Source organism: Vallitalea sediminicola, from assembly GCF_054408565.1.
In genome coordinates this window covers 40364-64735 of the sequence record NZ_BTPT01000019.1, presented here as the reverse complement: position 1 = coordinate 64735, position 24372 = coordinate 40364, and the positions used below count along the sequence as shown (strand labels likewise).

General features: G+C 32.5%; 24 protein-coding genes. 17 read left to right on the top strand and 7 right to left on the bottom strand.

Features of this window, described 5'->3' with window-relative positions; genetic code table 11:
- The first annotated feature begins 12 nt into the window (after nt 1-12).
- A complete protein-coding gene (iolG, locus tag ACX6CF_RS08830; RefSeq protein ID WP_458784959.1) occupies nt 13-1026 on the top strand; it encodes an inositol 2-dehydrogenase in 1014 nt (337 codons plus the stop codon).
- A 60-nt stretch (nt 1027-1086) separates the two neighbouring features.
- Here iolG and ACX6CF_RS08825 read toward each other — a convergent pair whose 3' ends face one another.
- Complete coding sequence (locus ACX6CF_RS08825; protein WP_458784958.1) at nt 1087-1869, bottom strand: SDR family NAD(P)-dependent oxidoreductase; 783 nt, start codon at nt 1867-1869, stop codon at nt 1087-1089.
- 380 nt (nt 1870-2249) lie between these two features.
- On the opposite strand from ACX6CF_RS08825, the gene ACX6CF_RS08820 reads away from it, so the two are divergent.
- The 16 genes from ACX6CF_RS08820 to ACX6CF_RS08745 all read left to right on the top strand — a co-directional run bounded on the left by ACX6CF_RS08820 (nt 2250) and on the right by ACX6CF_RS08745 (nt 19074).
- Nucleotides 2250-3185 carry an AEC family transporter gene (locus ACX6CF_RS08820; RefSeq protein ID WP_458784957.1) on the top strand — a complete coding sequence of 312 codons (936 nt, stop codon included), beginning with the start codon at nt 2250-2252 and terminating at the stop codon, nt 3183-3185.
- A gap of 47 nt (nt 3186-3232) precedes the next feature.
- Entirely contained in the window at nt 3233-3739 is a 507-nt protein-coding gene (locus tag ACX6CF_RS08815) for a GNAT family N-acetyltransferase (RefSeq protein ID WP_458784956.1), read from the top strand.
- A gap of 39 nt (nt 3740-3778) precedes the next feature.
- Nucleotides 3779-4603 carry an AraC family transcriptional regulator gene (locus ACX6CF_RS08810; protein ID WP_458784955.1) on the top strand — a complete coding sequence of 275 codons (825 nt, stop codon included), beginning with the start codon at nt 3779-3781 and terminating at the stop codon, nt 4601-4603.
- A 26-nt stretch (nt 4604-4629) separates the two neighbouring features.
- A complete protein-coding gene (locus tag ACX6CF_RS08805; protein ID WP_458784954.1) occupies nt 4630-5070 on the top strand; it encodes a hypothetical protein in 441 nt (146 codons plus the stop codon).
- Nucleotides 5067-5654, top strand: a complete 588-nt coding sequence (locus ACX6CF_RS08800) for a hypothetical protein (RefSeq protein ID WP_458784953.1) — start codon at nt 5067-5069, stop codon at nt 5652-5654. The genes ACX6CF_RS08805 and ACX6CF_RS08800 overlap by 4 nt, the downstream gene beginning before the upstream one ends.
- 172 nt (nt 5655-5826) lie before the next feature.
- On the top strand, nt 5827-7809 hold the full coding sequence (locus ACX6CF_RS08795; RefSeq protein ID WP_458784952.1) for an alpha-amylase family protein: 1983 nt from the start codon (nt 5827-5829) through the stop codon (nt 7807-7809).
- 550 nt (nt 7810-8359) lie between these two features.
- Nucleotides 8360-9586, top strand: coding sequence for an arginine deiminase (arcA, locus tag ACX6CF_RS08790; protein ID WP_458784951.1), 1227 nt, complete (start codon nt 8360-8362; stop codon nt 9584-9586).
- Between the two features lie 67 nt (nt 9587-9653).
- On the top strand, nt 9654-10640 hold the full coding sequence (gene argF / locus ACX6CF_RS08785; RefSeq protein ID WP_458784950.1) for an ornithine carbamoyltransferase: 987 nt from the start codon (nt 9654-9656) through the stop codon (nt 10638-10640).
- A 73-nt stretch (nt 10641-10713) separates the two neighbouring features.
- Nucleotides 10714-11763: a 2,4-diaminopentanoate dehydrogenase gene (gene ord / locus ACX6CF_RS08780; protein WP_458784949.1), complete on the top strand. Its 1050-nt coding sequence runs from the start codon at nt 10714-10716 to the stop codon at nt 11761-11763.
- Nucleotides 11764-11838: 75 nt separating this feature from the next.
- On the top strand, nt 11839-12147 hold the full coding sequence (gene ortA / locus ACX6CF_RS08775; protein ID WP_458784948.1) for a 2-amino-4-oxopentanoate thiolase subunit OrtA: 309 nt from the start codon (nt 11839-11841) through the stop codon (nt 12145-12147).
- Nucleotides 12140-13537, top strand: coding sequence for a 2-amino-4-oxopentanoate thiolase subunit OrtB (gene ortB / locus ACX6CF_RS08770; RefSeq protein ID WP_458784947.1), 1398 nt, complete (start codon nt 12140-12142; stop codon nt 13535-13537). Before ortA ends, ortB begins: the two co-directional genes overlap by 8 nt.
- A gap of 71 nt (nt 13538-13608) precedes the next feature.
- Nucleotides 13609-13992 carry an ornithine aminomutase subunit alpha gene (locus tag ACX6CF_RS08765; RefSeq protein WP_458784946.1) on the top strand — a complete coding sequence of 128 codons (384 nt, stop codon included), beginning with the start codon at nt 13609-13611 and terminating at the stop codon, nt 13990-13992.
- 2 nt (nt 13993-13994) lie between these two features.
- Complete coding sequence (oraE, locus tag ACX6CF_RS08760; RefSeq protein WP_458784945.1) at nt 13995-16211, top strand: D-ornithine 4,5-aminomutase subunit OraE; 2217 nt, start codon at nt 13995-13997, stop codon at nt 16209-16211.
- Nucleotides 16212-16251: 40 nt separating this feature from the next.
- The gene (locus ACX6CF_RS08755) at nt 16252-17625 is read left to right on the top strand and encodes a GlmL-related ornithine degradation protein (RefSeq protein ID WP_458784944.1); all 1374 of its coding nucleotides are present in this window, start codon (nt 16252-16254) and stop codon (nt 17623-17625) included.
- A gap of 49 nt (nt 17626-17674) precedes the next feature.
- A complete protein-coding gene (orr, locus tag ACX6CF_RS08750; RefSeq protein WP_458784943.1) occupies nt 17675-18739 on the top strand; it encodes an ornithine racemase Orr in 1065 nt (354 codons plus the stop codon).
- Between the two features lie 104 nt (nt 18740-18843).
- Entirely contained in the window at nt 18844-19074 is a 231-nt protein-coding gene (locus ACX6CF_RS08745) for a DUF3892 domain-containing protein (RefSeq protein ID WP_458784942.1), read from the top strand.
- A gap of 59 nt (nt 19075-19133) precedes the next feature.
- Here the strand turns inward: ACX6CF_RS08745 and ACX6CF_RS08740 are convergent, their stop codons facing one another.
- From ACX6CF_RS08740 to ACX6CF_RS08715, 6 genes are read right to left on the bottom strand one after another with little or no spacing between them, the layout of a single operon-like run.
- Nucleotides 19134-19814, bottom strand: a complete 681-nt coding sequence (locus ACX6CF_RS08740; RefSeq protein ID WP_458784941.1) for a TetR/AcrR family transcriptional regulator — start codon at nt 19812-19814, stop codon at nt 19134-19136.
- A gap of 52 nt (nt 19815-19866) precedes the next feature.
- The gene (locus ACX6CF_RS08735; RefSeq protein ID WP_458784940.1) at nt 19867-20379 is read right to left on the bottom strand and encodes a VOC family protein; all 513 of its coding nucleotides are present in this window, start codon (nt 20377-20379) and stop codon (nt 19867-19869) included.
- A gap of 35 nt (nt 20380-20414) precedes the next feature.
- Nucleotides 20415-21206, bottom strand: a complete 792-nt coding sequence (locus tag ACX6CF_RS08730) for a hypothetical protein (protein WP_458784939.1) — start codon at nt 21204-21206, stop codon at nt 20415-20417.
- Nucleotides 21207-21209: 3 nt separating this feature from the next.
- Nucleotides 21210-22217, bottom strand: coding sequence for a transketolase family protein (locus tag ACX6CF_RS08725; protein ID WP_458784938.1), 1008 nt, complete (start codon nt 22215-22217; stop codon nt 21210-21212).
- Nucleotides 22218-22220: 3 nt separating this feature from the next.
- Entirely contained in the window at nt 22221-23075 is an 855-nt protein-coding gene (locus ACX6CF_RS08720) for a transketolase (RefSeq protein WP_458784937.1), read from the bottom strand.
- Between the two features lie 24 nt (nt 23076-23099).
- The gene (locus tag ACX6CF_RS08715; protein ID WP_458784936.1) at nt 23100-24353 is read right to left on the bottom strand and encodes an aminotransferase class III-fold pyridoxal phosphate-dependent enzyme; all 1254 of its coding nucleotides are present in this window, start codon (nt 24351-24353) and stop codon (nt 23100-23102) included.
- Nucleotides 24354-24372 lie beyond the last annotated feature (19 nt).

Here is a 24372-nt window from a genome sequence, read left to right as displayed (position 1 = left end):
AGGGTTTTAGTTATGGTTAAAATAGGTATTATTGGGATAGGTAGAATAGGTAAATTACATACAGAGAATATATGCTATAATGTTCCACGTGGGGAAGTAGTAGCAATCGCAGATATATACATGACAGATAAAACTATAAAGTGGGCTGAAGGGTTAGGTATAACAAGATGCTATAAGGATTATAGAAAAATACTTCAAGATAAAGACATAGATGGGGTACTTATTTGTTCCTCAACCAATACACATGCTCCTATTTCACTAGAAGCAATAGAAGCTTCTAAGCATGTTTTTTGTGAAAAGCCAGTTGATTTGGAGATTGATAAGATTATGGAAGTCATTAATGCTCTAGAGGATAAAAACTTGAAATATCAAGTAGGATTCAACAGACGTTTTGACCATAATTTTAAAGCTGTCAGAGATGCAGTTAATGTGGGAAGAATAGGAGATCCTCATATCATGAAAATTACATCTAGAGATCCAGCCCCACCACCAATTGATTATGTCAAGGTGTCAGGAGGATTATTCCTTGATATGACTATTCATGATTTTGATATGGCTAGATATTTAGTCAATAGTGATGTAGAGGAGGTCTATGTACAGGGAGATGTTCTTATTGATGAAGAGATTGGTAAAGCAGGAGATGTAGATACAGCTTTAATTTCTATGAGAATGGAAAATGGTACTCTAGCTGTTATAGATAATTCAAGAAAAGCAGTTTATGGTTATGATCAAAGAGCTGAGGTGTTTGGTTCTAAGGGAATGGTATCTACATCAAATGATAAACCATCAACAGCTATGATAAGTAATGAACAAGGTATTATAGGTGAAAAACCACTATATTTCTTTTTGGAAAGATATATGGATTCTTTTAGAGAAGAGATGAACTGTTTTATAAATGCAATCGTAAATGATGAGCCTGTACCAGTTGGAGTCTATGATGGACTTAAAAGCGTTATGATAGGCATGGCTGCTAAGAAGTCTTTGAAAGAAGGTCGACCAGTCAAGATATCTGAGATCAAAATTTAATTATTAATAATGGGCTGGGGCATTAAAAAATATAATGCTACAGCCCAATCATATATTTAACTATTTTTCTTTCAATAAACAATATTGAGCAATATTAATTGCTGCTTCTCTTGGTAAAAGCCTATTAAGTTGCCTTAATATATTATTCTTGATACCTACTACTTTGAACAACTTATTTTTCATCAAAGCATTATAACCTGCTGTTGCAACTCTTTTAGCAGAAAGCATGGATTGGAATATACGTGCTTTGCCTGAACCTTTTGCATAATCAGTAAAATTAGTATCAGTAGGACCAGGACACAGAGCAGTGACTCTTAAACCGTAAGGTTTAAATTCATTATGAATTGCCTCAGTAAAATGTAATATATAGGCTTTTGATGCAAAGTATACAGCCATATATGGGCCACCTTGGAAAGCGCTGGTTGAAGAAATGTTCAATATTCTTCCGTGCCTTCTCTTAGCCATATCTTGTGAAAATAGTTTTGTCATATGGGTAACCGCTCTTATATTGAGCTCTATTAAATCCAACTCTTTTTCTAGATTTGTCTCTATGAATGGACCATAAGTTCCAAAACCGGCATTATTGACTAAGATATCTACTTGGATTTTTTTGTCAGTTATAATTTTATATACTTCGTCAACAGCATTTCTTTTAGTCAGATCTCTTTGAATTAGACTAACTGGAACTTTGTAACTTTTTTTAATTATATTTCTAGCTTCATAAAGTGCAAGGATATCTGTAGCTACTAATATTAATGGATAATTATTTTTTGCAAATAATTTAGCTAATTCCAGTCCTATTCCTTTATTTCCGCCAGTTATTAATACATAACCTTTTTTCATATCATCACCTTATTTCAAAATATAATTATAGTTTTTGTATTTATTTTTTATTTATGCGAAACATAAACATTAACCTATATAGAAAATTTTGGCTTTTATAATTATAAATAGCTCAACTTTTCCACCTTTAATTTAATGCAGGTAAATTAAGGGTTATAGGTTTGGTTTGCAGAATAAAAAGATAGAAGAAACACCTATATTTTTATTCTGCAAAGCCTTTTAATTAGCTTACCTGCATAGAATATTGAAGTGGGAAAGTTGAGTAAATAGTATATAAGTTGAATTAAAAGTAGTTATATTCTATATATTTTTATGGTATAATTTTCAGTGATATGTAAAATTTTGCTTAAAAGAATTAGATAACAAGAAAGGATAACATAATGGAACTAATATCTAAAGTAATGCCTATACTTATTTTATTTTTTATAGGTTTTCTTATCAGAAAAACAGATTTTCTTAGTAAAGAAACTATTGATGGTATTAAAAAGATAGTTATTGATATGGCTCTTCCAGCTGTTTTGTTTATTGCATTTGTCAATATAGAGCTTAAAAAGGAATATGTAGGATTAATTTTTTCAATAATGTTCTTGTGTATTTTAATGTTATTTATTGGATTTCTACTCAATAAGATTCCTAAAATAAGTAATCCTGTTTTGCCTTTTATCATGTCTGGGTTTACCTTCGGACTATTAGGGATTCCTCTATATGTTACTGTATTTGGTGAAGCTAATTTACCTTCTATGGCAATTATGGGTATTGGACATGAGTTTTTTATTTGGATTATATATATATCAGCGGTAAAGGTAGTATTCAGTAATGAAAAATTGAGCCTAGAAACATTAAAGGGTTTTTTGACTTCGCCATTGATCATAGCTCTTGTTTTAGGTATTACTATTAATCTGTTAGGGATATCAAACCTATTGTTTGAACAGCCTGTACTCAATGGATTGTATGTTACATTAGAATATTTTAGCCAGGTAGCTACACCACTTATTCTTATAGTGATTGGTTATGGATTATCTTTTGATAAACAATATACCAAGCCTACAATTATTTACGTAATAATGCGTTATGTAATTATGTTATCAGTGGGTTATTTAATAAAATTTCTCATAATTGATAAATTCATGGTTTTTGATAAGTACCTTGAATATGGGTATTTTACACTGCTTATATTACCACCTCCATTTTCACTTTCGATTTTTGTGGGAAGATATGGTGATGAAAAGAATGCTAAGCTTGTGAATAATATTACAGTAGCTACGACTTGTGTATGTGTAATAACTTATATAGTGTATGTTTTTATTGCTATATAGTAGAATGATTTTGAATAATACAAATATAAATAGATTGGAAGATGATTATGTCAGAGATAGTAAAAGCAATAATAGATGATAAAGATGAGATTATGAAACTTGTAAGTGATTGTGTTAATAATATGAGAGCACAAAATATATTTCAATGGAATGAAAATTATCCTAATGAAGAAGTAATTTTAGAAGATATAGCAGATGGTAACCTCTATGTAATGAAGGATGAAAATAGGTTTTTAGGTATAATAACCCTTAATGAAGAACAAGATGAGGAATACAAGACTGTTGACTGGAAGAGTGAATCAACAGGTATACTTGTTGTACATAGGTTAGCGGTCAGTCCTTTGGGACAAGGAAAAGGTATAGGAAAGAGTTTCATGAGTTTCGCTGAAGACCTGGTTAGACAAAAAAACTATAAAACAATTAGATTGGATACTTACAGTGGTAACCCTATTGCTCTTTCATTTTATGATAGATTAGGATATGAAAAAGTCGGAGAAGTATATTTTCCAGGGAGAGATTTAGCTTTTTATTGTTACGAGAAGATATTTCAGTAATCAGTGAATGTTCAATATAACAATGTAAGGGGGAATATTATGGAGGATGAGAAAAATTTTAGTAAGGCTTATTTGTCTAATCTGAATGTTAATCTAATTATTGCAGATTATATCCATTGTGATGATACATGGAAAGAAAAAAGCTATATTCCCTACTTTAACAAATTATATTATATATGTGAGGGAGATGGATGGGTAGAGACCTGTGATAAGAGTTTATTTCCTAAAAAAGGAGATTTGGTTATAATACCAGCCAATCAACCACATGCTTTTTCATATATCAACAATAACTTTTATAAAAAATATTGGTGCCATTTTACTGCAACTATTGGCGATAAGAATCTTTTTGATATATTTGATTTTCCTAACATAATTAACATTAAAGAAGATAAGGACTATTTTACTGATTTATTCGAGCAATTGGTTATTCTTGATAGAAAGAATGATATATCTTCTATACTAAAAGCAAAAGGAGTGCTGTTGGAGATTATCGCATATTTTTTGGAGAAGATTAATGTAAAAGAATTACATATGTACAAATCTCCATCATTAGAAAAATTAGAATTGATTTTATCATATATTGAAAAACATTTGGGAGAATCTATTACTGTTGAGCAGTTGGCAGAAATTGCTCATCTTCAAGTTAATTATTTCATCAAGTTTTTTCGTTTGCACTTTGGAAACACGCCAATGAATTATGTGAAAAGACAAAGGTTAGAGAAGGCTAAACAATATTTATTGAATTCGGATCTATCCATTTCTGAGATTGGACAAAAAGTGGGTTATACAGAAGTTAGTCATTTTTCTAATCAATTCAAGAATTATACAGGAATAACTGCTTCTGTCTATAGGAAGCAACGGTAGATTCAAGATATAAAGGGGAGAGTATTTTGAAAATCTTAAGAAGAGTAATAATTGTTATATGTATGATATTTATATTATCTGATAGTACAATATTATTACCTGACTCAAAAGGTAAATATAGCGATGAAGCTATTATATATGATATTAATAAAAATATGTTAATTGATAATGATAAGTTTATTGTTGAGAGATTGATACTTGATGATGGCATAACCTATATGGAATACAAGTTGATAAGAAACGAACAAGGCTGGTCTTTTAATAATGGAGCACTTGAAATAAGAAATCAAGAGAATGAAATTTTTAAATATAGAGGAGGTTGGAGTTCTGGCAAATTATGGGGAGAACAAGGAGTACTGGAATTTTCAAAAATTAAAATTACGGATAATATTATTATAAAATATGAACAATACGATAGGTTAGTTGAGATGACTGTAGATGTAAGTAAAGAAGGTGACAATAGTTGAAAAAATTGATAGGAATATTTGAATGGATTTTATGTGTAGTTTTGATAGTAGTTTGTTTCAAACTTTCTTCTTTATCATATTTATCACTATCGCCATTGAAAGCACATGAAAAATCTGAAAGAACATATCATTATGGACCTTCAAAAGTTATTGAAACAGTTGATACAGATTTTGGTAAAATATATTTATGTAGATATAAAGATTGGATATCTGCCAATACAGTAAATAAAAAATTTTTGTTTTGGTCATCGGGAGATCAAGTAAGTGGTAGTAAAATTGATTATAATGAAGTTGTTAATTTTACATGGTCCTATTCTGGAAGTGAACCGTATATTAAATTACATGGAATAGTTAATGATGAAAATATAACTTCAATTGAATTAATTAATACAGTTGATGAAGGATTTTATTATCAAAAGAGAGTAAATGGTGAAGCAATGTTTGTTTTTTGTATAGAAGGCGAAGATGCTAATTTGATTATGGATCATAGTGATAATATATTTTTAATAGGAAAGAATGATGATGGTGAAGAAGTTTTTAAACATGATGTTTGGCATACAATAACAGGTGACTGGAATTCTTAAGGATAATACAAAGATTTAGCTAAGCAGACCATTTTGAATGGAAAAAATAGTTATAGTAGATTAATTATACAATATGTTAATATTATTAAAAAACAAGTTAATAATTATAAAGATAGTCCTCCTAAGATTATGTTAGAATTTTATTATCTAAGATATTCAAGGAGGAATTTTTATGGGCAAAATGCCATTTAGACAGATTCATTTAGATTTTCATACAGGAGAGAATATTCCAGGAGTAGGTAGCAGATTTGATAAAAAACAATTTCAGAATGCACTAAAAAAAGGTCATGTAAATTCAATTAATATTTTCGCCAAAGGTCATCATGGCTGGTTATATTATCAAAATGGTGTTAGCGAGTCACATCCATCACTAGAGATGGACTTGTTGGGAAATATGTTAGAGGCTTGTAAAGAAATAGATGTTAAAACTCAGATATATATATCTGCTGGATTGGATGAAATGATGGCAAAAAAGCATCCAGAGTGGTTGTTCAGAAATAAAGACCAAAGTACAACGTGGGTAAAAGATTTTACCGTTGCAGGTTATCATGAATTGTGTATGAATACACCATATCTAGACTATTTATTGAGTCAGGTAGAAGAAGTGGTAAATAGATATGATACAGAAGGAATATTCCTTGATATAGTGGGAACTCGTAAATGCTATTGTCAGACTTGTATGAATCAGTTAATCAGTGAGGGGAAGGACCCTAGAGATGATAAGGCTGTCAGTGAACTAGGAGAAAGAGTATATAAAAATTATCTGCAAAGGATAGAAGAAACCATACATAGTATTAAACCAGATATGAAAATCTTTCATAACAGTGGTCATATGGAAAAAGGAAGAAGAGATTTATTTGGATATTATACACATTTTGAATTAGAATCATTACCTACTGGTGGATGGGGATATGACCATTTTCCATTATCTGCCAGATATGTACAAGGTTTAGGTAAAGAATTCTTAGGTATGACAGGTAAATTTCATACTACATGGGGAGAATTCGGTGGTTTCAAACATCCTAATGCACTTCGCTATGAGGCGGCACTCAACTTAGCCAATGGAGCTAAAATATGTGTTGGAGATCAGATGCATCCTCAAGGAATGCTAGATGAAGTAACATATGGATTAATTGGTGAAGCATATAAAGAGGTTGAAGAAAAAGAGGCTTGGTGTGATGATGTTGAGGCTGTAGCTGATATCGGTTTATTATCTCAAGAATGTATAAGAAGAAAAGATATGGATGACCCTCACGATTTTGTGGGAAGAAGCGATTCAGGAGCTGTAAGAATGCTGTTGGAAGGCAATTATCTATTCAATGTTATAGATATAGAAGAAGATTTTAACAAGTATAAAGTTATAATATTGCCTGATGTGATATTAATAAACTCAGTTCTTGAGAAAAAATTGAAAGATTATATTTCACAGGGTGGACAGATTTTAGCTACTGGGCAATCTGGTTTGGATGAAATGAAACAAAAATTTGCACTTGATCTAGGAGTTGGCTATGAAGGTGAAAATCCTTATAAACCAGACTATTTCATTCCACAATTCAGTTATCAAGGACTTGGAAGTACTTCATTTATTATGTACAGTGATGGAATCAAGATTTCACTAGACAAAGGAGAAGTTCTAGGAGAAAGAGAAGACTCATATTTTAATAGAGACCTATTGCACTTTTCTTCACATTTTCATACACCCAATGAGCCTGGTAAACGTTCTCCAGGAATGGTGAAAAGTGATTCAGGTATCTATATAGCTTGGAAAGTCTTCAGTGATTATGCTACAAAAGGGCATTTAATATTAAAAGATACCGTTAAATATGCTTTGGATCAATTATTAAATGATTCCAAGACATTAATAACCAATCTTAGAGAGCAAGGAATAACAACTCTTCAACATCAAAAAGAGCAAGATAGATTCATAAACCATCTTCTGTATGCAGTACCTGTTAAACGTGGTGAAGGTGTAGAGGTTATTGAAGATATAGTGCCAATATACGATATACAAGTCCAATTACAAATTAATGAAGAAATAAATAAAATATATCTGGCACCACAGATGACAGAAGTTGAATTTAATCAAGAAGGTCATAAAATAACATATACTGTAGGAAAAATAGATTGTCATCAAATGGTTGTTTTAGAATATTAATATTTAATAAATAGATAGAGTATCTTACTAGGTTAATCTAGTAAGATGCTCTATTTTTAACCCTTTTAAATACTGATAATAATACTAAAAACAAAATATATATTATGTTATATTGATAATATTTATATTATGGTGACTATTATTAAAAGATTGTTTTATAGAGTGATTTAATAAAGTATAGTTTTAAAATCAATAGGGTTTTTTATATTATAATTCTATAAAACTATAACTTTTTTAAGAAAATTATAAAAAAAAATTTATTTATAATTAAACGTTTTATAATAGAAAATACAGTAATAATGGGGGTTTTTGTTGAATATTTATCCGAAAAGCATTGAATATAAATTCATAATATTTTAAAGGTAATTTTAATTAAAAAATGTGGTTGTTATTGCAAGCTAATTATGTGATAATATGTATGTGAAAGTGCATATTTCTGACATATGAACCATTTTATTCATGGACAATGAACTGATGATTTTTTCTATTTAATTAAGCTATGACTAATAGCTTTTTATTCATAAAATACTAATGTAAAAGGGGGAAGTTGATGTCTTACGATAATCCACTCCATGTAACATCTGAAATAGGTAAGCTAGTTTCTGTAATTCTTCATAGACCTTCAGCTGAAATAGAAAACTTAACACCAAATATTATGGAAAAACTCTTGTTTGATGAAATTCCGTATCTGAAAGAAGCTATAAGGGAGCACGACTATTTTGCAAGGACTTTAAAAGAACAAGGAGTTGAAGTGCTTTACCTACAAGATTTGGTAGTTGAAGCAATAGAGGATAAGAAGGTTAGAGAAAATCTAATAAAGGACTTTTTAAATGAAGCTAGAATATATGATGAAAGTATGAAATACGCACTGTTAGAGTATTTTGACAATAAAGATGATGGTATGTTAATTAGAAAGATGATGTCAGGAATAAGAAAAAGCGAATTACCTAATATAGCAAAATCTTTATCTTATTTGGTAGATGAGAAATATCCTTTTATACTGGATCCAATGCCAAACCTATACTTTACTAGAGATCCTGCTGCTGCAATCGGGAACGGGATTACTATAAATAAGATGAGAACGTCTACAAGAAACAGAGAAACATTGTTTATGAAATATATAATAGAACATAATCCTAGATTTCGGGATGCTCATATTCCAATATTATATAATCGTGATGAAAAAACATCTCTAGAAGGTGGAGATACACTGATACTTAATAAGAATGTCTTGGCTATAGGTATTTCTGAAAGGTCAGAAGCGCATTCGGTAGAAACACTTGCAAGAAATATTTTTGATTCAGGTCAGAGTTTTCACACAATACTTGCATTCAATATACCTAAAAAGAGAGCATTCATGCACTTAGATACAGTCTTTACAATGATTGATTATAATAAGTTTACTATTCATCATGAAATAGAAGGACCATTAACAGTTTACTCAATAACTAAAGAGAAAGATAATTCTATTAAAGTTACAGAAGAAAAAGCAACATTACAAGAAATATTAAAAAAATATCTTGGATTAACGGATATTACTTTAATACGATGTGCAGGTGGGGATAAAATTGATGGACCAAGAGAGCAATGGAATGATGGTTCTAATACTCTAGCAATAGCTCCTGGTGAGGTTGTAGTTTATTCCAGAAATTATGTAACAAATAGGATACTTAATGAGAACGGTGTTAAGACACACGTTATTCACAGTTCAGAGTTATCAAGGGGCAGAGGCGGTCCAAGATGTATGAGTATGCCAATTATAAGAGAAGATATTTAATTATCTAAATATATTTAACATATATCAAAGATAAAATAATATAAATTTTTTGGAGGAGGAAGGTATTATGGCATTTAATTTGAAAGGTAGACATTTATTATCGTTAGAGGATTATTCTATGAAGGAAATTGAGTATTTGATTGATTTAGCCAGTGAATTAAAAAGACAAAAATATGCAGGTATAAGACCTAAGAATCTTGATGGAAAAAATATAGCATTGATTTTTGAAAAGCCTTCTACAAGAACAAGGTGTGCATTCGTGACAGCTGCTGTTGATGAAGGTGCTCACCCAGAATATCTAGGAAAAGGAGATATTCAATTAGGCAAAAAAGAATCTGTAGCTGATACAGCTAGAGTACTAGGCAGAATGTTTGACGGTATACAGTTTAGAGGATTTTCCCATGATACAGTAACAGACCTAGCGAAATATGCAGGCGTTCCTGTATGGAATGGACTTACAGATAAATTTCATCCAACTCAAATATTAGCAGATTTTCTTACTGTATTCGAGCACAAGGGTTATTTGAAGGGAATAAAATTTGCATATGTGGGTGATGGTAGAAACAATATGGCCAACTCATTAATGATAGGTGCTTCAAAAATGGGTATGGACTTTAAAATAGTATCTCCAAAAGAATTATTCCCAGAAAAATCAATAGTTTCAAAAGCAGAAGAATATGCTAAAGAATCAGGTGCTACTATAACAGTTACCGATTCAATAGAAGATGGTATCAGTGATGTGGACGTTATCTATACTGATGTATGGGTTTCTATGGGTGAAGAAGAACATTTTGAAGAAAGAATCAAATTACTAAAACCATATCAAGTAAATATGAATATGATAAATATGGCTGATGATGAAGTTATTTTCATGCATTGTCTTCCAGCATTCCATGATCTGAAAACTACTGTTGGTAGAGAAATAGAAGCCAAATATGGTATAAGTGAAATGGAAGTAACTGATGAAGTATTTGAAAGTAAATATTGTGTAGCATTTGATGAAGCAGAAAATAGAATGCATACCATAAAAGCTGTTATGGTAGCGACTTTATAATTATAATAGTGTATCAAGCTGATGATGTAAGTAGTTTTGCTTGATTAATCAGATTGATAGAGGAGGATAAGGTATGGAGAATATAAAAGTTGTAATTTGGGGATTTGGAGCTATGGGAAGCGGAATGGCTAAGATGCTGTTAAAGAAACAAGGTGTCAGCATAGTTGGAGTATGTGATAAAGACCCTAATAAAATTAACAAAAGCATGTATCAAGTTCTAGGAGTAGATAGAGAAGAAAGAAGCGAAGTAATCATTAAAGATGACGAAAAAGAAGTGTTTACAGAAGGTTGTGCAGATATAGCATTATTATGTACAGATTCTTATGTAAAAGGAGCTTTTGATAAAATTAAATATATCGCTGAAAAGAAAATAAATGTAATATCTACTGCTGAAGAGATGGCATATTCTAGGGCGGGGTCCCCTGAATTATCAGATGAAATAGATAAGTTTGCAAAAGAAAATGGCGTATCAGTTTTGGGAACTGGAATTAATCCAGGTCTAATTATGGACTTACTAGCTGTTGTATTAACTGGAGCTTGTGAAGAAGTTGAAAGTATAGAATGTGAAAGAGTAAATAGTCTATCACCTTTTGGACCAACAGTAATGGAAGAGCAAGGTGTAGGTATCAAAGCAGATGATTTTAATAGAAAAGTAGAAGATGGCTCTTTAGCAGGTCATGTAGGTTTTGCTGAATCCATAAGGATGATTACAGATGCAATAGGCTGGAAGTTGGATGGTCCAATCAATCAAGGATGTAAGCCTATCATTACTAATGTGTACAGAGAAACTCCTTATGCAAAAGTAGAAGCAGGTGATGTGGCAGGCGTCAATATGGTTGGTCATGGAATGGTCAATGGGGAAAGAAAAATCAATATGATACATCCTCAACAGATAGAGCCAGAGCTTGAAGGGGTAAGTACTGGTGATTACATAAGAATTAAAGGTGTTCCAGATGTCAACATGGCTATTAATCCAGAAATTCCTGGTGGAATCGGTACTATTGCAATGTGCGTCAATATGATTCCTCATGTAATTAATGCAAGAGCTGGGCTTAAGACCATGTTGGATTTACCTGTTCCAAGAGCTATTATGGGTGATATGAGAGATTTAATAGAATTATAAATCAGTTGATGGTATAGAATTTTCTATACCGTCTACTTATTACTATGTCAGTAATAATGAAGGAGGGTATTTATTATGATAGCAAAAAAAGGTGACTGGGTTAGAATTCATAATATTATTTTAGAACCAGATAAGAGGGCTAGTCATTTACCTGAAGATACTAAAAAGTGTCCTCTTGAAATGTGGGTAAAAGGTTTTTTAGTTAATGAAGAAGCATGTATCAATGACAAAGTTATTATAGAAACATATATAGGACGTGAAATAGAAGGAACTCTAATAGAGATTAATCCAAGCTATCAACATACTTTTGGAGATTATATACCTGAGCTTTCTTATATTGGTAATCAGCTTAGGACTATTCTAGGAGGTGCAGATAGTGAGTAGAGAAACAAGTTATGAAGCAATCATGAGTAGAAAAAATGAAATCATGAAAAAAGCAGTTGGTATTGATTATAATGATTTTGAAAAAGATGGTATTGTTTTTGATTACGAAGAGATGATGAGAAAAACAGGATATAATCTAGACCAAGTTAGAGAAATAGAAAAAAGTACTAGTATTGGAGATACACCTATTTATGAACTCAAGAATCTAACAAAACTTGCTAGAAAAATAGGCGGCAAAGGTAAAGGTGCTAGAATATTTCTGAAAGATGAAGCAGCCAATCCATCAGGTAGTTTCAAAGCCAGACGTGCTGCAGTATCTGTTTATCATGCCAAAAAATTAGGATACAAAGGTGTAGTAGCTGCAACAAGTGGTAATTATGGTGCGGCAGTTGCAAGTCAAGCGGCTATGCAGGGATTGAAATGCATCATTATACAAGAATGCTATGACAGTAGGGGAAAAGGACAGCCAGAGATTATTGAAAAAGCAAGGAAATGTGAAGCTTATGGAGCAGAAGTCATTCAACTTACTGTAGGACCTGAGTTATTCTATACTTTCCTTAAAATACTTGACGAGACAGGTTATTTTAATGCTTCCCTATATACTCCTTTTGGTGTAGCAGGCATTGAAACATTGGGATATGAATTAGCTACATGGTTCAGAGAAAATGAAAACCAGGATCCAGATATGGTAGTTGTCACTAATGCAGGTGGTGGTAATTTAACAGGAACTGCAAGAGGTTTGTTGAAATGCGGAGCAAAAGATACGGTTATAGTTGGTGCAAGTGTTGATTTGACAGGGCTTCATATGGCAAGTGATAATCAGTTCAATAAAAAATCATTTACTACAGGTCATACAGGTTTTGGTGTGCCTTTTTCTACTAATCCAGATAGGTCAGATGTTCCAAGATCAGCAGCAAGACCATTAAAATATATGAATAGATATGTAACGGTATCACAAGGCGAAGTGTTTTATATGACAGAAGCATTAGCTATGGTTGAAGGACTTGAAAGAGGACCTGCTGGAAATACATCGGTAACAGCAGCATTCGACCTTGCTACACAGATGGATGAAGATAAAATTATCGTTGTGCAGGAGACGGAATATACAGGTGCAGGAAAACATGTATCTGCTCAATTATCTTTTGCAAGAGAAAACGGTATTAGTATAGAGATAGGTGACCCAGTTAATCAAATTCCAGGTAAAAATATAATATTACCAGAACATCCTAGCCTTATAAAAGCTAAAGAATTAGATATGATCAAATTAAAGAAATCTTATATCAAGAATCTAAAAACGGATAAAGAATTTACAGATATGGAGATTGACTTTATTGCAGAAGAAACCAATCTAAGTATCAAAGAAGTTAAAGGGTTAATTGAAGAAATATAAATAGAATAATATTTACTTATAAGTAATGGGGACATTATTATGAAATAAGTAAATATACAAGGAGGAAGTTTATGGGTAATAATAATCGACTGGATGATTATGAATCAAGAAGAAAACATTTAGAAAATCTATCAGAAGATGAATTAGAAAAAAGATTCTGGGAACTGGCTGAAAAAATAGTTGACCCTATGGTAGAGATGGCTAAAAGTAACACGTCACCATCAATTGAACGTTCGGTATTATTAAGAATGGGATTTTCAAGTATTGAGTCTAAGGCAATTGTTTCATCAATAATGGAAAAAAAGAAACATCTTGTGGGAAAAGGTGCTGGACATTTAGTATATAGAGTCGCTAGAGATAAAGAGTTATCAATAAGGGACGCAGGACTTAGGTTAGCGAATAATGATGAAGAGCTATGGGCTCACTTAGAACAAGTTTTTGGGGGAGGAAAGTAACAATGAATCTAAAACCTAATGAAAAACTGGATATAGAATATATCTTAAAAGATTTAGAGCATTACACACCTCGTAGAATGGGATGGCATTGGAGAGATGGTAGAGGAGAAGTAAGAGACATAGGTCCATTTAGATACAGTGATACTAGCGAAAACTTAAAACAAAGTCAACCACTTCCAGCTGCTCATTATTTTAATAATATCGATCCACAGCCTGACAGTGTCATCACTACAGAAATTGCATCAGGAAGATTTGAAGATGATATACGTAGAATGCGTATGGCAGCTTGGAATGGCGCAGATCATCTTATGGTAATAAGAACAGCAGGACAAAGCCATTTTGATGGATTGATAGAAGGAACTCCACAAGGTATAGGTGGAATTCCAATAACAAGAAAACAACTTAGAGCTCAGAGGAAAGCATTAGATTTTATAGAAGATGAAGTAGGAAGAAAAATTAATTATCACTCATATGTAAGTGGTGTAGCAGGACCAGAAATTGCAGTAATGTTTGCTGAAGAAGGAGTAAATGGAGCTCATCAAGATCCACAATATAATGTTCTATATAGAAATATCAACATGATTCGTTCTTTTGTGGATGCTGCTAGCGCTAAACATGTAATGGCTTATGCAGATATAGTACAGATCGATGGAGCTCATAATGCTAATGCAACGGCTAGAGAAGCATGGAGAGTAATGCCTGAACTTATGGTACAGCATGGACTTAATTCTATGTTCTCTGTAAAATCAGGAATCAAAAAAGAAAATATTTGCTTATCATCTGTTCCGCCAACTGCTCCACCAGCACCTTGTATGAAACTTGATCTACCTTATGCTATCGCACTTAGAGAGTTATTTAGAGAATATAAGATAAGAGCACAGCAAAATACGAAATATATGGGTTCATCAACAAGAGAAGCAACAGTAACACATACACTTAACCTTCTTATTTCCAAGTTGACAAGTGCAGATATACAATCAACCATAACACCTGATGAGGGTAGGAATGTACCTTGGCATATATATAATATAGAAGGAACTAATACTGCTAAACAAGCAATGATAGGTATGGATGGATTAAAGGAAATGCTAGCATTGAAGAGGAATGAAGGATTCCTTCCAGAGAAGATACGTGAATTAAAAGAACGTGCTGTATTGTTCATGGAAGAGATTCTTGAGATAGGTGGTTATTTCAATGCAGTTGAAGCTGGATTTTTTGTAGATTCAGGATGTTATCCAGAAAGAAATTATGATGGAATTGCAAGAAAAATAAATGGTGGAGTTGGTGCAGGTTCTGTTATTGAGAGAGATGAAGATTATATGGCACCTGTTACAGCATTCTTCGGATACAATAATCTTGCTCAATATGGTGAAAAAGCTGTTGATGATCCTTCATCACTAATAGGTGGATGTTCATTTGAAGATAGAAGTAAAGTAGTATATATAGATGAGTTAGACGAAGAAGATAATGTATATAAGAGAATGGAAGAAACAAAATACATACGTGAAACTTCTATCTTAAAACCAGAAATGGAATGGATGGGTGACGGTACAGTATTTATAACTATGATGTTACCTACTGATGATCGAACAGCAGAATTTGCAGCAGTAGAAATAGGTAAGAAAATGAATCTTGAAGAGGTAGAAGTAATTCACAAACAAGTGATGCAGGCGGCTGAAGGAACTAGAATAGAAATAAAAGGAAAGGTATCATTTGGAATTGATATCAATGAACTTGTAATACCACCAAAACCTATAGTAATGAGTGATGATGAAATAAGAGAAGATATCAAGAATAGACCTATGAAAATTGTAGCAGGAACTATAGGGGAAGATGAACATTCAGTAGGGCTTAGAGAAATATTGGATATCAAACATGGGGGAATCGAAAAGTATGGAATACAGTGCCATTATCTTGGAACATCTGTATCAGTAGCTAAGATAGTTGATTCAGCTATTGAGTTAAACGCAGATGCTATCCTGGCTTCAACTATCATAAGTCATGATGAAATTCATTATAAAAATATGAAAAGAATAAATGACTACTGTGTTGAAAAAGGTATAAGGGATAAGATAATGATAGTATGCGGTGGAACACAAGTCACACCAGAAATAGCAGTTAAGAATGGTATGGATGCAGGATTTGGAAGAGGTTCAAAAGGTGTTGATGTAGCTACATTCTTAGTCAAAAAAAGAAGAGAGAACGAAAAAGATAAATAGAAAATGGTTGAAAATCTCTAAATAGAAATGAGTGATGAATATGAAAGTAGATCTTATTTCAGCTGAGATAGGAAGTACAACTACAGTTGTTAATGCATTTTCAGATATGGAAACAGATAATCCGAAATTTGTTGGTCAAGGTCAATCATATACAACTGTTCTTGAAGGAGATGTGACAAAAGGGCTGAAAAATGCTTTTCAAGATTTAAAGAAAAACCTAGATGCTTCTTTTGTTGAGTACAATGAATTTTTTGCTACTAGTAGTGCAGCAGGAGGACTAAGGATGACTGTTCATGGTTTGGTTCATGACATGACTGTGAAAGCTGCCAAAGAAGCTGCATTAGGAGCAGGAGCTAACATAAAATTCATAACTTCAGGAAAATTAAGAAGAACTGATATAAAGAAACTAAAAGAAATCAGACCTAATATCATTTTATTAGCAGGTGGAGTTGATTTTGGAGAGAGGGACACTGTACTATATAATGCCCAGTGTATCGCTGAGATTGAAGAGTTGAAAGATACGCCTGTAATATATGCAGGTAATATTCAAAACCAAGATGAAATTAGGGAAATATTTGATGAAGTTTCAAGAAAAGTATATATTGTAGAGAATGTTTATCCGAAGATTGACAAACTTAATATTAAGCCAACAAGATTAAAGATTCAAGAAGTATTTGAGGAACATATCATAAAAGCACCAGGTATGGAAAAGGTACGTGAACTAGTTAATATGAACATTTTACCTACGCCAGGAGCAGTTATGAAGGCAACTCAATTGTTAGAAGAGGAAATAGGTGATTTAGTAGTTGTAGATGTGGGAGGAGCCACAACAGATGTACATTCAGTGACATCAGGCAGTGATGAAATCAATCAAATATTAGTAAGTCCAGAACCTATGGCTAAACGTACAGTAGAAGGTGATCTTGGAGTTTATATTAATGTTAATAATATAATAGATAATATATCCCTCCAAGAACTTTCTAGAAAAATGAATATTGATATGATTGATTTGAAAAATATCATAGAGGACTATAAACCTATTCCTGAAACTAATCTTCAAAAAGATTTAATCAAACAATTAACACTAGAAGCTAGTACTATCGCAATAAAAAGGCATGCCGGAAAATTAAGATATCTATATGGTACAACTGGTAAAAAAACTATCGCTGAAGGAAAAGACTTAACTAATGTTAAATACATAATTGGAACAGGTGGTGCATTAACTAGACTTGAAGGAATTGATATTCTCAGACAGATGATACAAGGTAACGGAGATGAATTATTACCTTCAAAAGATGTGAGAATATTGGTTGACAGATTATATATAATGGCCTCATTAGGTGTAATATCAGAGAAATATCCTAAAGGAGCACTAAAATTACTATTAGAAAGCTTAGAATACAATAAAATATAACTTTATCAATCATTTATTATATATTTGTATTGTTCTATAGGAGGGTATAATGTGTTATCCAAGAGTCGAAATAAATCTTGTAAAGATCAAAAATAATACGAAGAAATTAGTTGAACTATGTAATGAAAACAATATTGATGTAGTTGGAGTTACAAAAGTCTTCTGTGGTAAACCTAAGATAGTTAGAGAGATGATTAAAGGAGGCATAAGAGTAATAGGAGATTCACGTATAGAGAATCTAAAGAAATTAAAGCGTTTCAAGCTACCAAAACTATTACTGAGACTACCCATGATAAGCGAAGTAGATGAAGTGGTCGAATATGCAGATATATCGCTTAATTCTGAAATCGCAACTATTAGAAAATTATCGATTGAAGCTAAAAAAAGAAATATAAGACACAAAATAATATTGATGATTGACTTAGGGGACCTTAGAGAAGGCATATTTGAAGAAGAAGAGATATTTGAAACTGTTGAAATAATGCTTTCATTAGATAATATCGACTTAATTGGAATAGGAACAAATCTAACATGTTACGGAGGAATTCTCCCAGAGAAATCTAATCTTCAATATCTTTTAACTTTGAAAGAGATTATTAGAAAAAAATATAAATTGAATTTGAAAGTAGTGTCGGGAGGGAATTCTAGTAGTTTGCACTTAGTTGAATCAGGAGATATGCCTAAAGGAATCAATCAATTAAGGCTAGGAGAATCTATTATACTTGGAAGAGAAACAGCTTTTGGAAATACAATTGAAGATACTTATCAGGATGCAATGACTCTAGAATGCGAAATCATTGAATTGCAGGAGAAACCATCAGTCCCTATAGGCAATATAGGAATGGATGCTTTTGGTAATAAACCATCTTTTCAAGATAAAGGTATACGTAAAAGAGCTATTTGCGCTATTGGAAGACAAGATGTTAATCCTACAGATATATTGCCAGATGATAAAAGTATTGAAATCATTGGTTCAAGTAGTGACCACTTGATTTTAGATGTTACGGAGAGTATTACTAATTATACTGTTGGCAGTATACTCAGATTTTCTTTGAAATATGGAAGTGTGTTAAGCTTATTTACATCTGAATATGTGAAAAAGATTTATGTGTGAAATTAACTACAGTAATTCAATAAAATACAAATAAATGAATATTTTCCCTTATTTAGCACATAATAATGACGTAATTATATTTAGATATATAAGGGAGGATTTACATGGAAGAAAAGTGTAGAATTACTAAAGTAAGAAAAGATGGTTATGGTAAAATAACAGAAGTTATGCTAAATGATGGTAACGCGTATCCAATTGAAGATGCTATTAAGATGACTCAAGAAAATCGTATTGATGGCGTTAATGTAAGCAAGGCTAAAAATGGTGTAGAGTTTCTAAGAGCTGATCCAGATGGATCAACTGATAATAATTTGGATAATCTTCCAACTTATTAAGAGCAAATAATATAAACCCCAATGTATAGTTTTTATATGCATTGGGGTTTTTGTATTAATTATATTAGAGCTTTTCTCATGAATTTCAGGATTTCTTCAATGACCATTTCTTCATTCTCTATGGTGTCATATCCTGTGAATATCTTCATGCGTTCTCTGTAGTAATCAGATGTATATGAAAATTGAAACATAATAATTAAATTATCTATGCAAAAAGAGACTACATTATAATTCATATCATCATCAATTAGATTACTATCTTTTGCAGAATTAAGAATATCCAAATAAAAATTGGCTGTTATATCCTCTAATTTATGAGATAGCTTGTTAGAGAATTTACTTAATCCTTGAGTTGTTACATCTAGATATATCTGATTGAATTCTGGATATTTGATTGCGTAATACCTTGAAGCCCTTAATAGTTTTTCAAGGATATAGAAGATATCACCTTCTTTAATGTCAATAGAATATAAAACTGATTCTAGAACATTAAAACACTCATCTACAATAGTAAGAAACAAATCTTCTTTGGAGGCAAAATAACTATACATTGATCCAATACTTATTTCAGCTTTTTTAGCGATGGTATTAATGTTTGATGCATTATATCCATTTGCAGCAAATTCAGATATTGCTACATCCATAATTCGTTGTCTACGTTCTTCAGATATCTTGTCAAATGTGCTTTTATGATATTTAGTTCTACCAGTAATTTCTTTAGTATTTAGTGTAGTATCCATTTCAACCTCCTTTGTAGAGAAAAAACTACAGTACTATGTTTAGTTCAATATACTAATTATAATATTTTTTGAATTTTGTTTTTGACATTATGTAAGCGACTAATCCACCAATGACTCTTATTATGGAATAATTCAATTTTAGATCAATAAGTTCAATTAAATTACCATCAGGATCTTTCATAAATACCCATTCTGTCCCATGGGTATTTTGAGGTTCACATAAAAATGTTATACCCTTAGCCTTTAATACATTATACCACTTCTTAACATTTTTTACATCCAAGGTAAAGTGGGTTGGACCAGGTCTATTCCATACAGTATGTTCACTTGGAACACTAGGGAAGAATTCGAATATCTCAATGACACCACCTTTTGGAGCTCTTAAAAAACCAAAACGGACTTTAGCATTTTTAAGTAGATATAAGTCATATAGATTGTTGATCTTTTCTTTTCCTAATGTCTGTTCGCTGATTAGTTTGAAACCAAATGTTCTACTATAAAAATCTACAGCATCATCAAAATTAGAAACTGTAAGTCCTACGTGACTTAAAGACCTTATCTTCATGAAGATTCATCCTTTCCATAGTTATTGAAATATCATCAACTTCCTTTTGCGTAGGAACCGACAAGTAGCATATATTCACCAAGCTGTGCCCCAAATTCTGGTGCACCTTCCATAATCAATTTCTCTGTTATAGTAGCTTCAATCATATCATCTATCCCTAGAAGTGTTCCTAGTGCACTATCAGTTGAATCGAAACGCATGGTGAAAAATGGTTTTGAGCGTTTATATTCACCACGTGCAGCTTTGGATTTTCCAGCTTTTATTCTTATATATGAAGAAAGGTCAGGTTTATCAGTTACTTTCCATGCAAATATACGGTCGGGACTTTTCTTTACCCATTTTGATACTTCTGGATGACCTGTTTTATTAAGTTGACTGATACCAGTTGATAATAGAGAAAAATATAATTTTACAATTAGATCTTTTTCAGTATCATCTTCAGGAGGTGCAGTAGCACCAAGTAATTTAGCCATATACATTAGAACTGACAAAGTAGCGGTAAGTAGACTGATATGGTACCAACCTTTTATCTTAGGAAGTTTTTTGCTTTTACCTGCAAAAAAATCATTAAGATCTTTTATGCTACGAAATTCTAGTTCAACATCACAATCATCATTAGGACCTTTTACAACTGTGAAATTTCCATCTGCAATGATATAATGAGTTCCAACTTTTCCATCAGGGTCTTTTGCACTTATCCCAACTATCCCGTTCTTGTTTTTGAATTTCTTTGCATACTTTTCATTTGATGAGATAATTGTTTTAACTAATGGAAGTACTGCGTTAAGAAATATTTTATTAGCGTAAATATCTTCTCTAGTAGCCATTATCTACACCTCATCTTCCCAATCTTCATCTTCTTCAAATTCTAAGCCAATCAATTTGCGAACGTTTTCTAATATTCCATTGGTATCTATTTCATAGTAAGCCATTAAGTCTTCATGAAGACCTATGATTGAGAAAGTATCAGGGATACCAAGCTTTCTGAAGGCACATCCTTTTCCACTTTCAATAATTACTTCAGCTACTGCACTTCCGAGTCCACCAATTACATTATGGTCTTCAACGGTTATTATTCGTCTTGTTTCATATACTGCTTTTAATACTGCGTCTCTATCAATAGGTTTTATGGTATGCATATTAAGAACTCTTGCTTTTATACCGTCAACACTACTAAGGATTTTTGCAGCTTCTATGGCTTGATATACACAAGAACCACAAGCGATAATAGTTAAATCATTACCATCCATCAACTGATTAGCTTTTCCTATTCTAAAATCATAATCAGTATTTTCATATATTTTTTGGTCAAAACCTCTATTGATTCTTATATATACAGGACCATTAGTCTCATATGCTGATGTAACTGCGTTGGCTGTTTCCATGCCATCAGCAGGTACAATAACTTTTAGATTAGCCATGGAACGCATAATAGCTATGTCTTCAGTACAATGATGAGTTGTTCCTGCCTGACCAAAAGATAATCCAGCATGAGTAGCTATCATTTTTACATTAAGATTTTGATAACATATATCGGTATGTACTTGGTCAAGGGCTCTCATGGATGTAAAGATCGCAAAAGTGGATACAAAAGGAACAAGACCGCATTTTGCCATACCAGAAGCAATACTGAACATATTTTGTTCCGCTATACCAGTATTAAAGAATCTATTTGGAAATTTTTCTGCAAACAAACCTATTTTAGTTGATTTAGCCAAATCTGCTGAAAGACCTACTATCTCAGGATGTTCATTTCCTAATTCACATAGGACATTTCCATACATCTCAGCAGTTGAAAGATTGGTTGTATCAAGCATTGTATATGTTAATCCACCCATAGTCTATGCTCCTTTCACACGTTTTTTATAATATTTTTCTAAGCTTTCTTTACTCTGTGCTATCTTTTCAGAATTAAGTCCTCCATAATGCCATTTATAATTGTTTTCCATAAAATCTATACCACAACCTTTTAATGTATTTGCGATAATGACTACAGGAGCTTTTTCTTCTGCTAATGCATAATCAATGGCTTCTGCTAATTCGCTGAAGCTATGTCCATTTACTTCTTTCACAATAAAACCGAATGCTTCCCATTTTTTGGCGAATGGTTCAAGGGACATGACATCTTCTGTTGGACCATCAATCATACAACGATTTCTATCTACTATAGTTATTAAATTAGTTACTCTATAATGAGATATTGACATTGCCGCTTCCCATACAGAACCCTCATCACATTCACCGTCACCAAGTAAACAAAAGGTTTTGTAGTCTTTATTGTTGATACGTGCAGCTAACGCCATACCCACTGCAATTGGCAGACCATGACCTAATGAACCAGTAGATGCATCTACTCCTGGAACCTTATTGGAATCAAGGTGCATTCCAAGTTCAGAACCGGTGTGATTATATTCTTTTAGAAGTTCTTTATCAATATAACCTTTGTCAGCTAGTACTGGTGCAAAACCTACACCTATATGACCTTTACTTAGAATAAAACGGTCTCTATCCTCCCATAGAGGTTTGGATGGGTCAATATTAAGGTATTTATAATATAGTATAGTTAAGATATCCATGGCACTCATAGAACCACCGATATGTCCGCTGCCTGCCCAAACAACTGTGTCTACACATAGACATCTTAATTCATGAGCTTTTTTCTCTAGGTTTTTTATTTCAATGTCAGTTAATGGCATAATGCACTCCTTTCCAAGAAATATCTATATTTCTTTATGATTATTTTTTACTACTCTAAAACTTTCATCTGCTATTTCATGAGTGAGTTTTATATCTTCGTCAGAGAGGGCACAGTTAATAAATAGATTATGATGATTAGCGAAAAAAGCACCTCTTTTGACACATTCGGATATCCATTCTTGATGAAGGGTCAAGGAATCATCATTAGCAATCCGCATATACCACATAGAAGGAACGCCTGACACTTTTAGGCTGAAGCCATAGCTCTTGGCTATGTCAACTAAGCCATCCGTTAATTTTTTACCCTTTTCCTGCATTAGTTTCGGTCCATCCAATTTCTTTAATTTATTAATACATGCCATGCCAGCGGCAAATGGTACAGCAGATAGCCAGTAGCTACCAGTATACATAACTGATGATACTGCATCTTTTAGAGCATCAGTACCACATAATGCTGAAAAATTATATCCGTTACCAAGAGCCTTACAGAAACACATTAAGTCAGCTTGGAATCCAAAGAAATGATCAGAACCTTTCATATCTAATCGGAAACCACAGCGAACGTCATCAATAGCTAATACTATTCCATTATCTGTACAGAGTTTCCTTATTTTCTGCCAATAATCTTTTTCAGGCAATTCACTGTCTGTAAATACAGGATGATGATAAGGAGTAGCCATGAAACAGGCGATATCATTAGGATTATCCTTAACTATTTTTTCAACTTGTTCGTAGTTATTCCAGTCTACATAGATGTTATTAACAATATCTTCTTCACAGATGCCTGGATAACCTAACTTCTGAGTCCAAGGGGCTACCCCGTGATAACCACCATTGACAAGAATTGTTTTTTTCCTTCCAGTAGCTGCTTTTGCTATCATAAGTGCAAAGCTTGTGACATCCCCTCCATTTTTGGCGAAAAATGCCCAGTCAGCCATTTCTACAGTATCCACTAGAAGTTCCGCAAAATCCACCATGATGGAAGAAGGAGCAGTTGTACAGTTACCAAGCTTCATTTGCTCTGCAACTGCCATATCAACATCTTCATCATTGTAGCCTAGAACATTAGGACCATAGGCACACATATAGTCAATGAAACGATTACCATCCACATCCCAGAAATAAGTTCCTTTTGCTCGAGATGAGAAAAATGGGTAAGAACATACTGGTATGAAACAACCTTCAGCTGGACCTAAGTGTCCATATACACCTGTAGGAATTAAGTTAAGGGCTTTCTTGAAAAGCTTTTGATTTTCATTATAAGTATAGGTTTGCAATTATTTAACCTCCTTTCAT

Bases quoted from the DNA above. Each gene is read 5' to 3' on its own strand.
- iolG (WP_458784959.1), top strand. From the start codon at position 13: ATGGTTAAAATAGGTATTATTGGGATAGGTAGAATAGGTAAATTACAT.
- ACX6CF_RS08825 (WP_458784958.1), bottom strand. From the start codon at position 1,869: ATGAAAAAAGGTTATGTATTAATAACTGGCGGAAATAAAGGAATAGGA.
- ACX6CF_RS08820 (WP_458784957.1), top strand. From the start codon at position 2,250: ATGGAACTAATATCTAAAGTAATGCCTATACTTATTTTATTTTTTATA.
- ACX6CF_RS08815 (WP_458784956.1), top strand. From the start codon at position 3,233: ATGTCAGAGATAGTAAAAGCAATAATAGATGATAAAGATGAGATTATG.
- ACX6CF_RS08810 (WP_458784955.1), top strand. From the start codon at position 3,779: ATGGAGGATGAGAAAAATTTTAGTAAGGCTTATTTGTCTAATCTGAAT.
- ACX6CF_RS08795 (WP_458784952.1), top strand. From the start codon at position 5,827: ATGGGCAAAATGCCATTTAGACAGATTCATTTAGATTTTCATACAGGA.
- arcA (WP_458784951.1), top strand. From the start codon at position 8,360: ATGTCTTACGATAATCCACTCCATGTAACATCTGAAATAGGTAAGCTA.
- argF (WP_458784950.1), top strand. From the start codon at position 9,654: ATGGCATTTAATTTGAAAGGTAGACATTTATTATCGTTAGAGGATTAT.
- ord (WP_458784949.1), top strand. From the start codon at position 10,714: ATGGAGAATATAAAAGTTGTAATTTGGGGATTTGGAGCTATGGGAAGC.
- ortA (WP_458784948.1), top strand. From the start codon at position 11,839: ATGATAGCAAAAAAAGGTGACTGGGTTAGAATTCATAATATTATTTTA.
- ACX6CF_RS08765 (WP_458784946.1), top strand. From the start codon at position 13,609: ATGGGTAATAATAATCGACTGGATGATTATGAATCAAGAAGAAAACAT.
- oraE (WP_458784945.1), top strand. From the start codon at position 13,995: ATGAATCTAAAACCTAATGAAAAACTGGATATAGAATATATCTTAAAA.
- ACX6CF_RS08755 (WP_458784944.1), top strand. From the start codon at position 16,252: ATGAAAGTAGATCTTATTTCAGCTGAGATAGGAAGTACAACTACAGTT.
- orr (WP_458784943.1), top strand. From the start codon at position 17,675: ATGTGTTATCCAAGAGTCGAAATAAATCTTGTAAAGATCAAAAATAAT.
- ACX6CF_RS08745 (WP_458784942.1), top strand. From the start codon at position 18,844: ATGGAAGAAAAGTGTAGAATTACTAAAGTAAGAAAAGATGGTTATGGT.
- ACX6CF_RS08740 (WP_458784941.1), bottom strand. From the start codon at position 19,814: ATGGATACTACACTAAATACTAAAGAAATTACTGGTAGAACTAAATAT.
- ACX6CF_RS08735 (WP_458784940.1), bottom strand. From the start codon at position 20,379: ATGAAGATAAGGTCTTTAAGTCACGTAGGACTTACAGTTTCTAATTTT.
- ACX6CF_RS08730 (WP_458784939.1), bottom strand. From the start codon at position 21,206: ATGGCTACTAGAGAAGATATTTACGCTAATAAAATATTTCTTAACGCA.
- ACX6CF_RS08725 (WP_458784938.1), bottom strand. From the start codon at position 22,217: ATGGGTGGATTAACATATACAATGCTTGATACAACCAATCTTTCAACT.
- ACX6CF_RS08720 (WP_458784937.1), bottom strand. From the start codon at position 23,075: ATGCCATTAACTGACATTGAAATAAAAAACCTAGAGAAAAAAGCTCAT.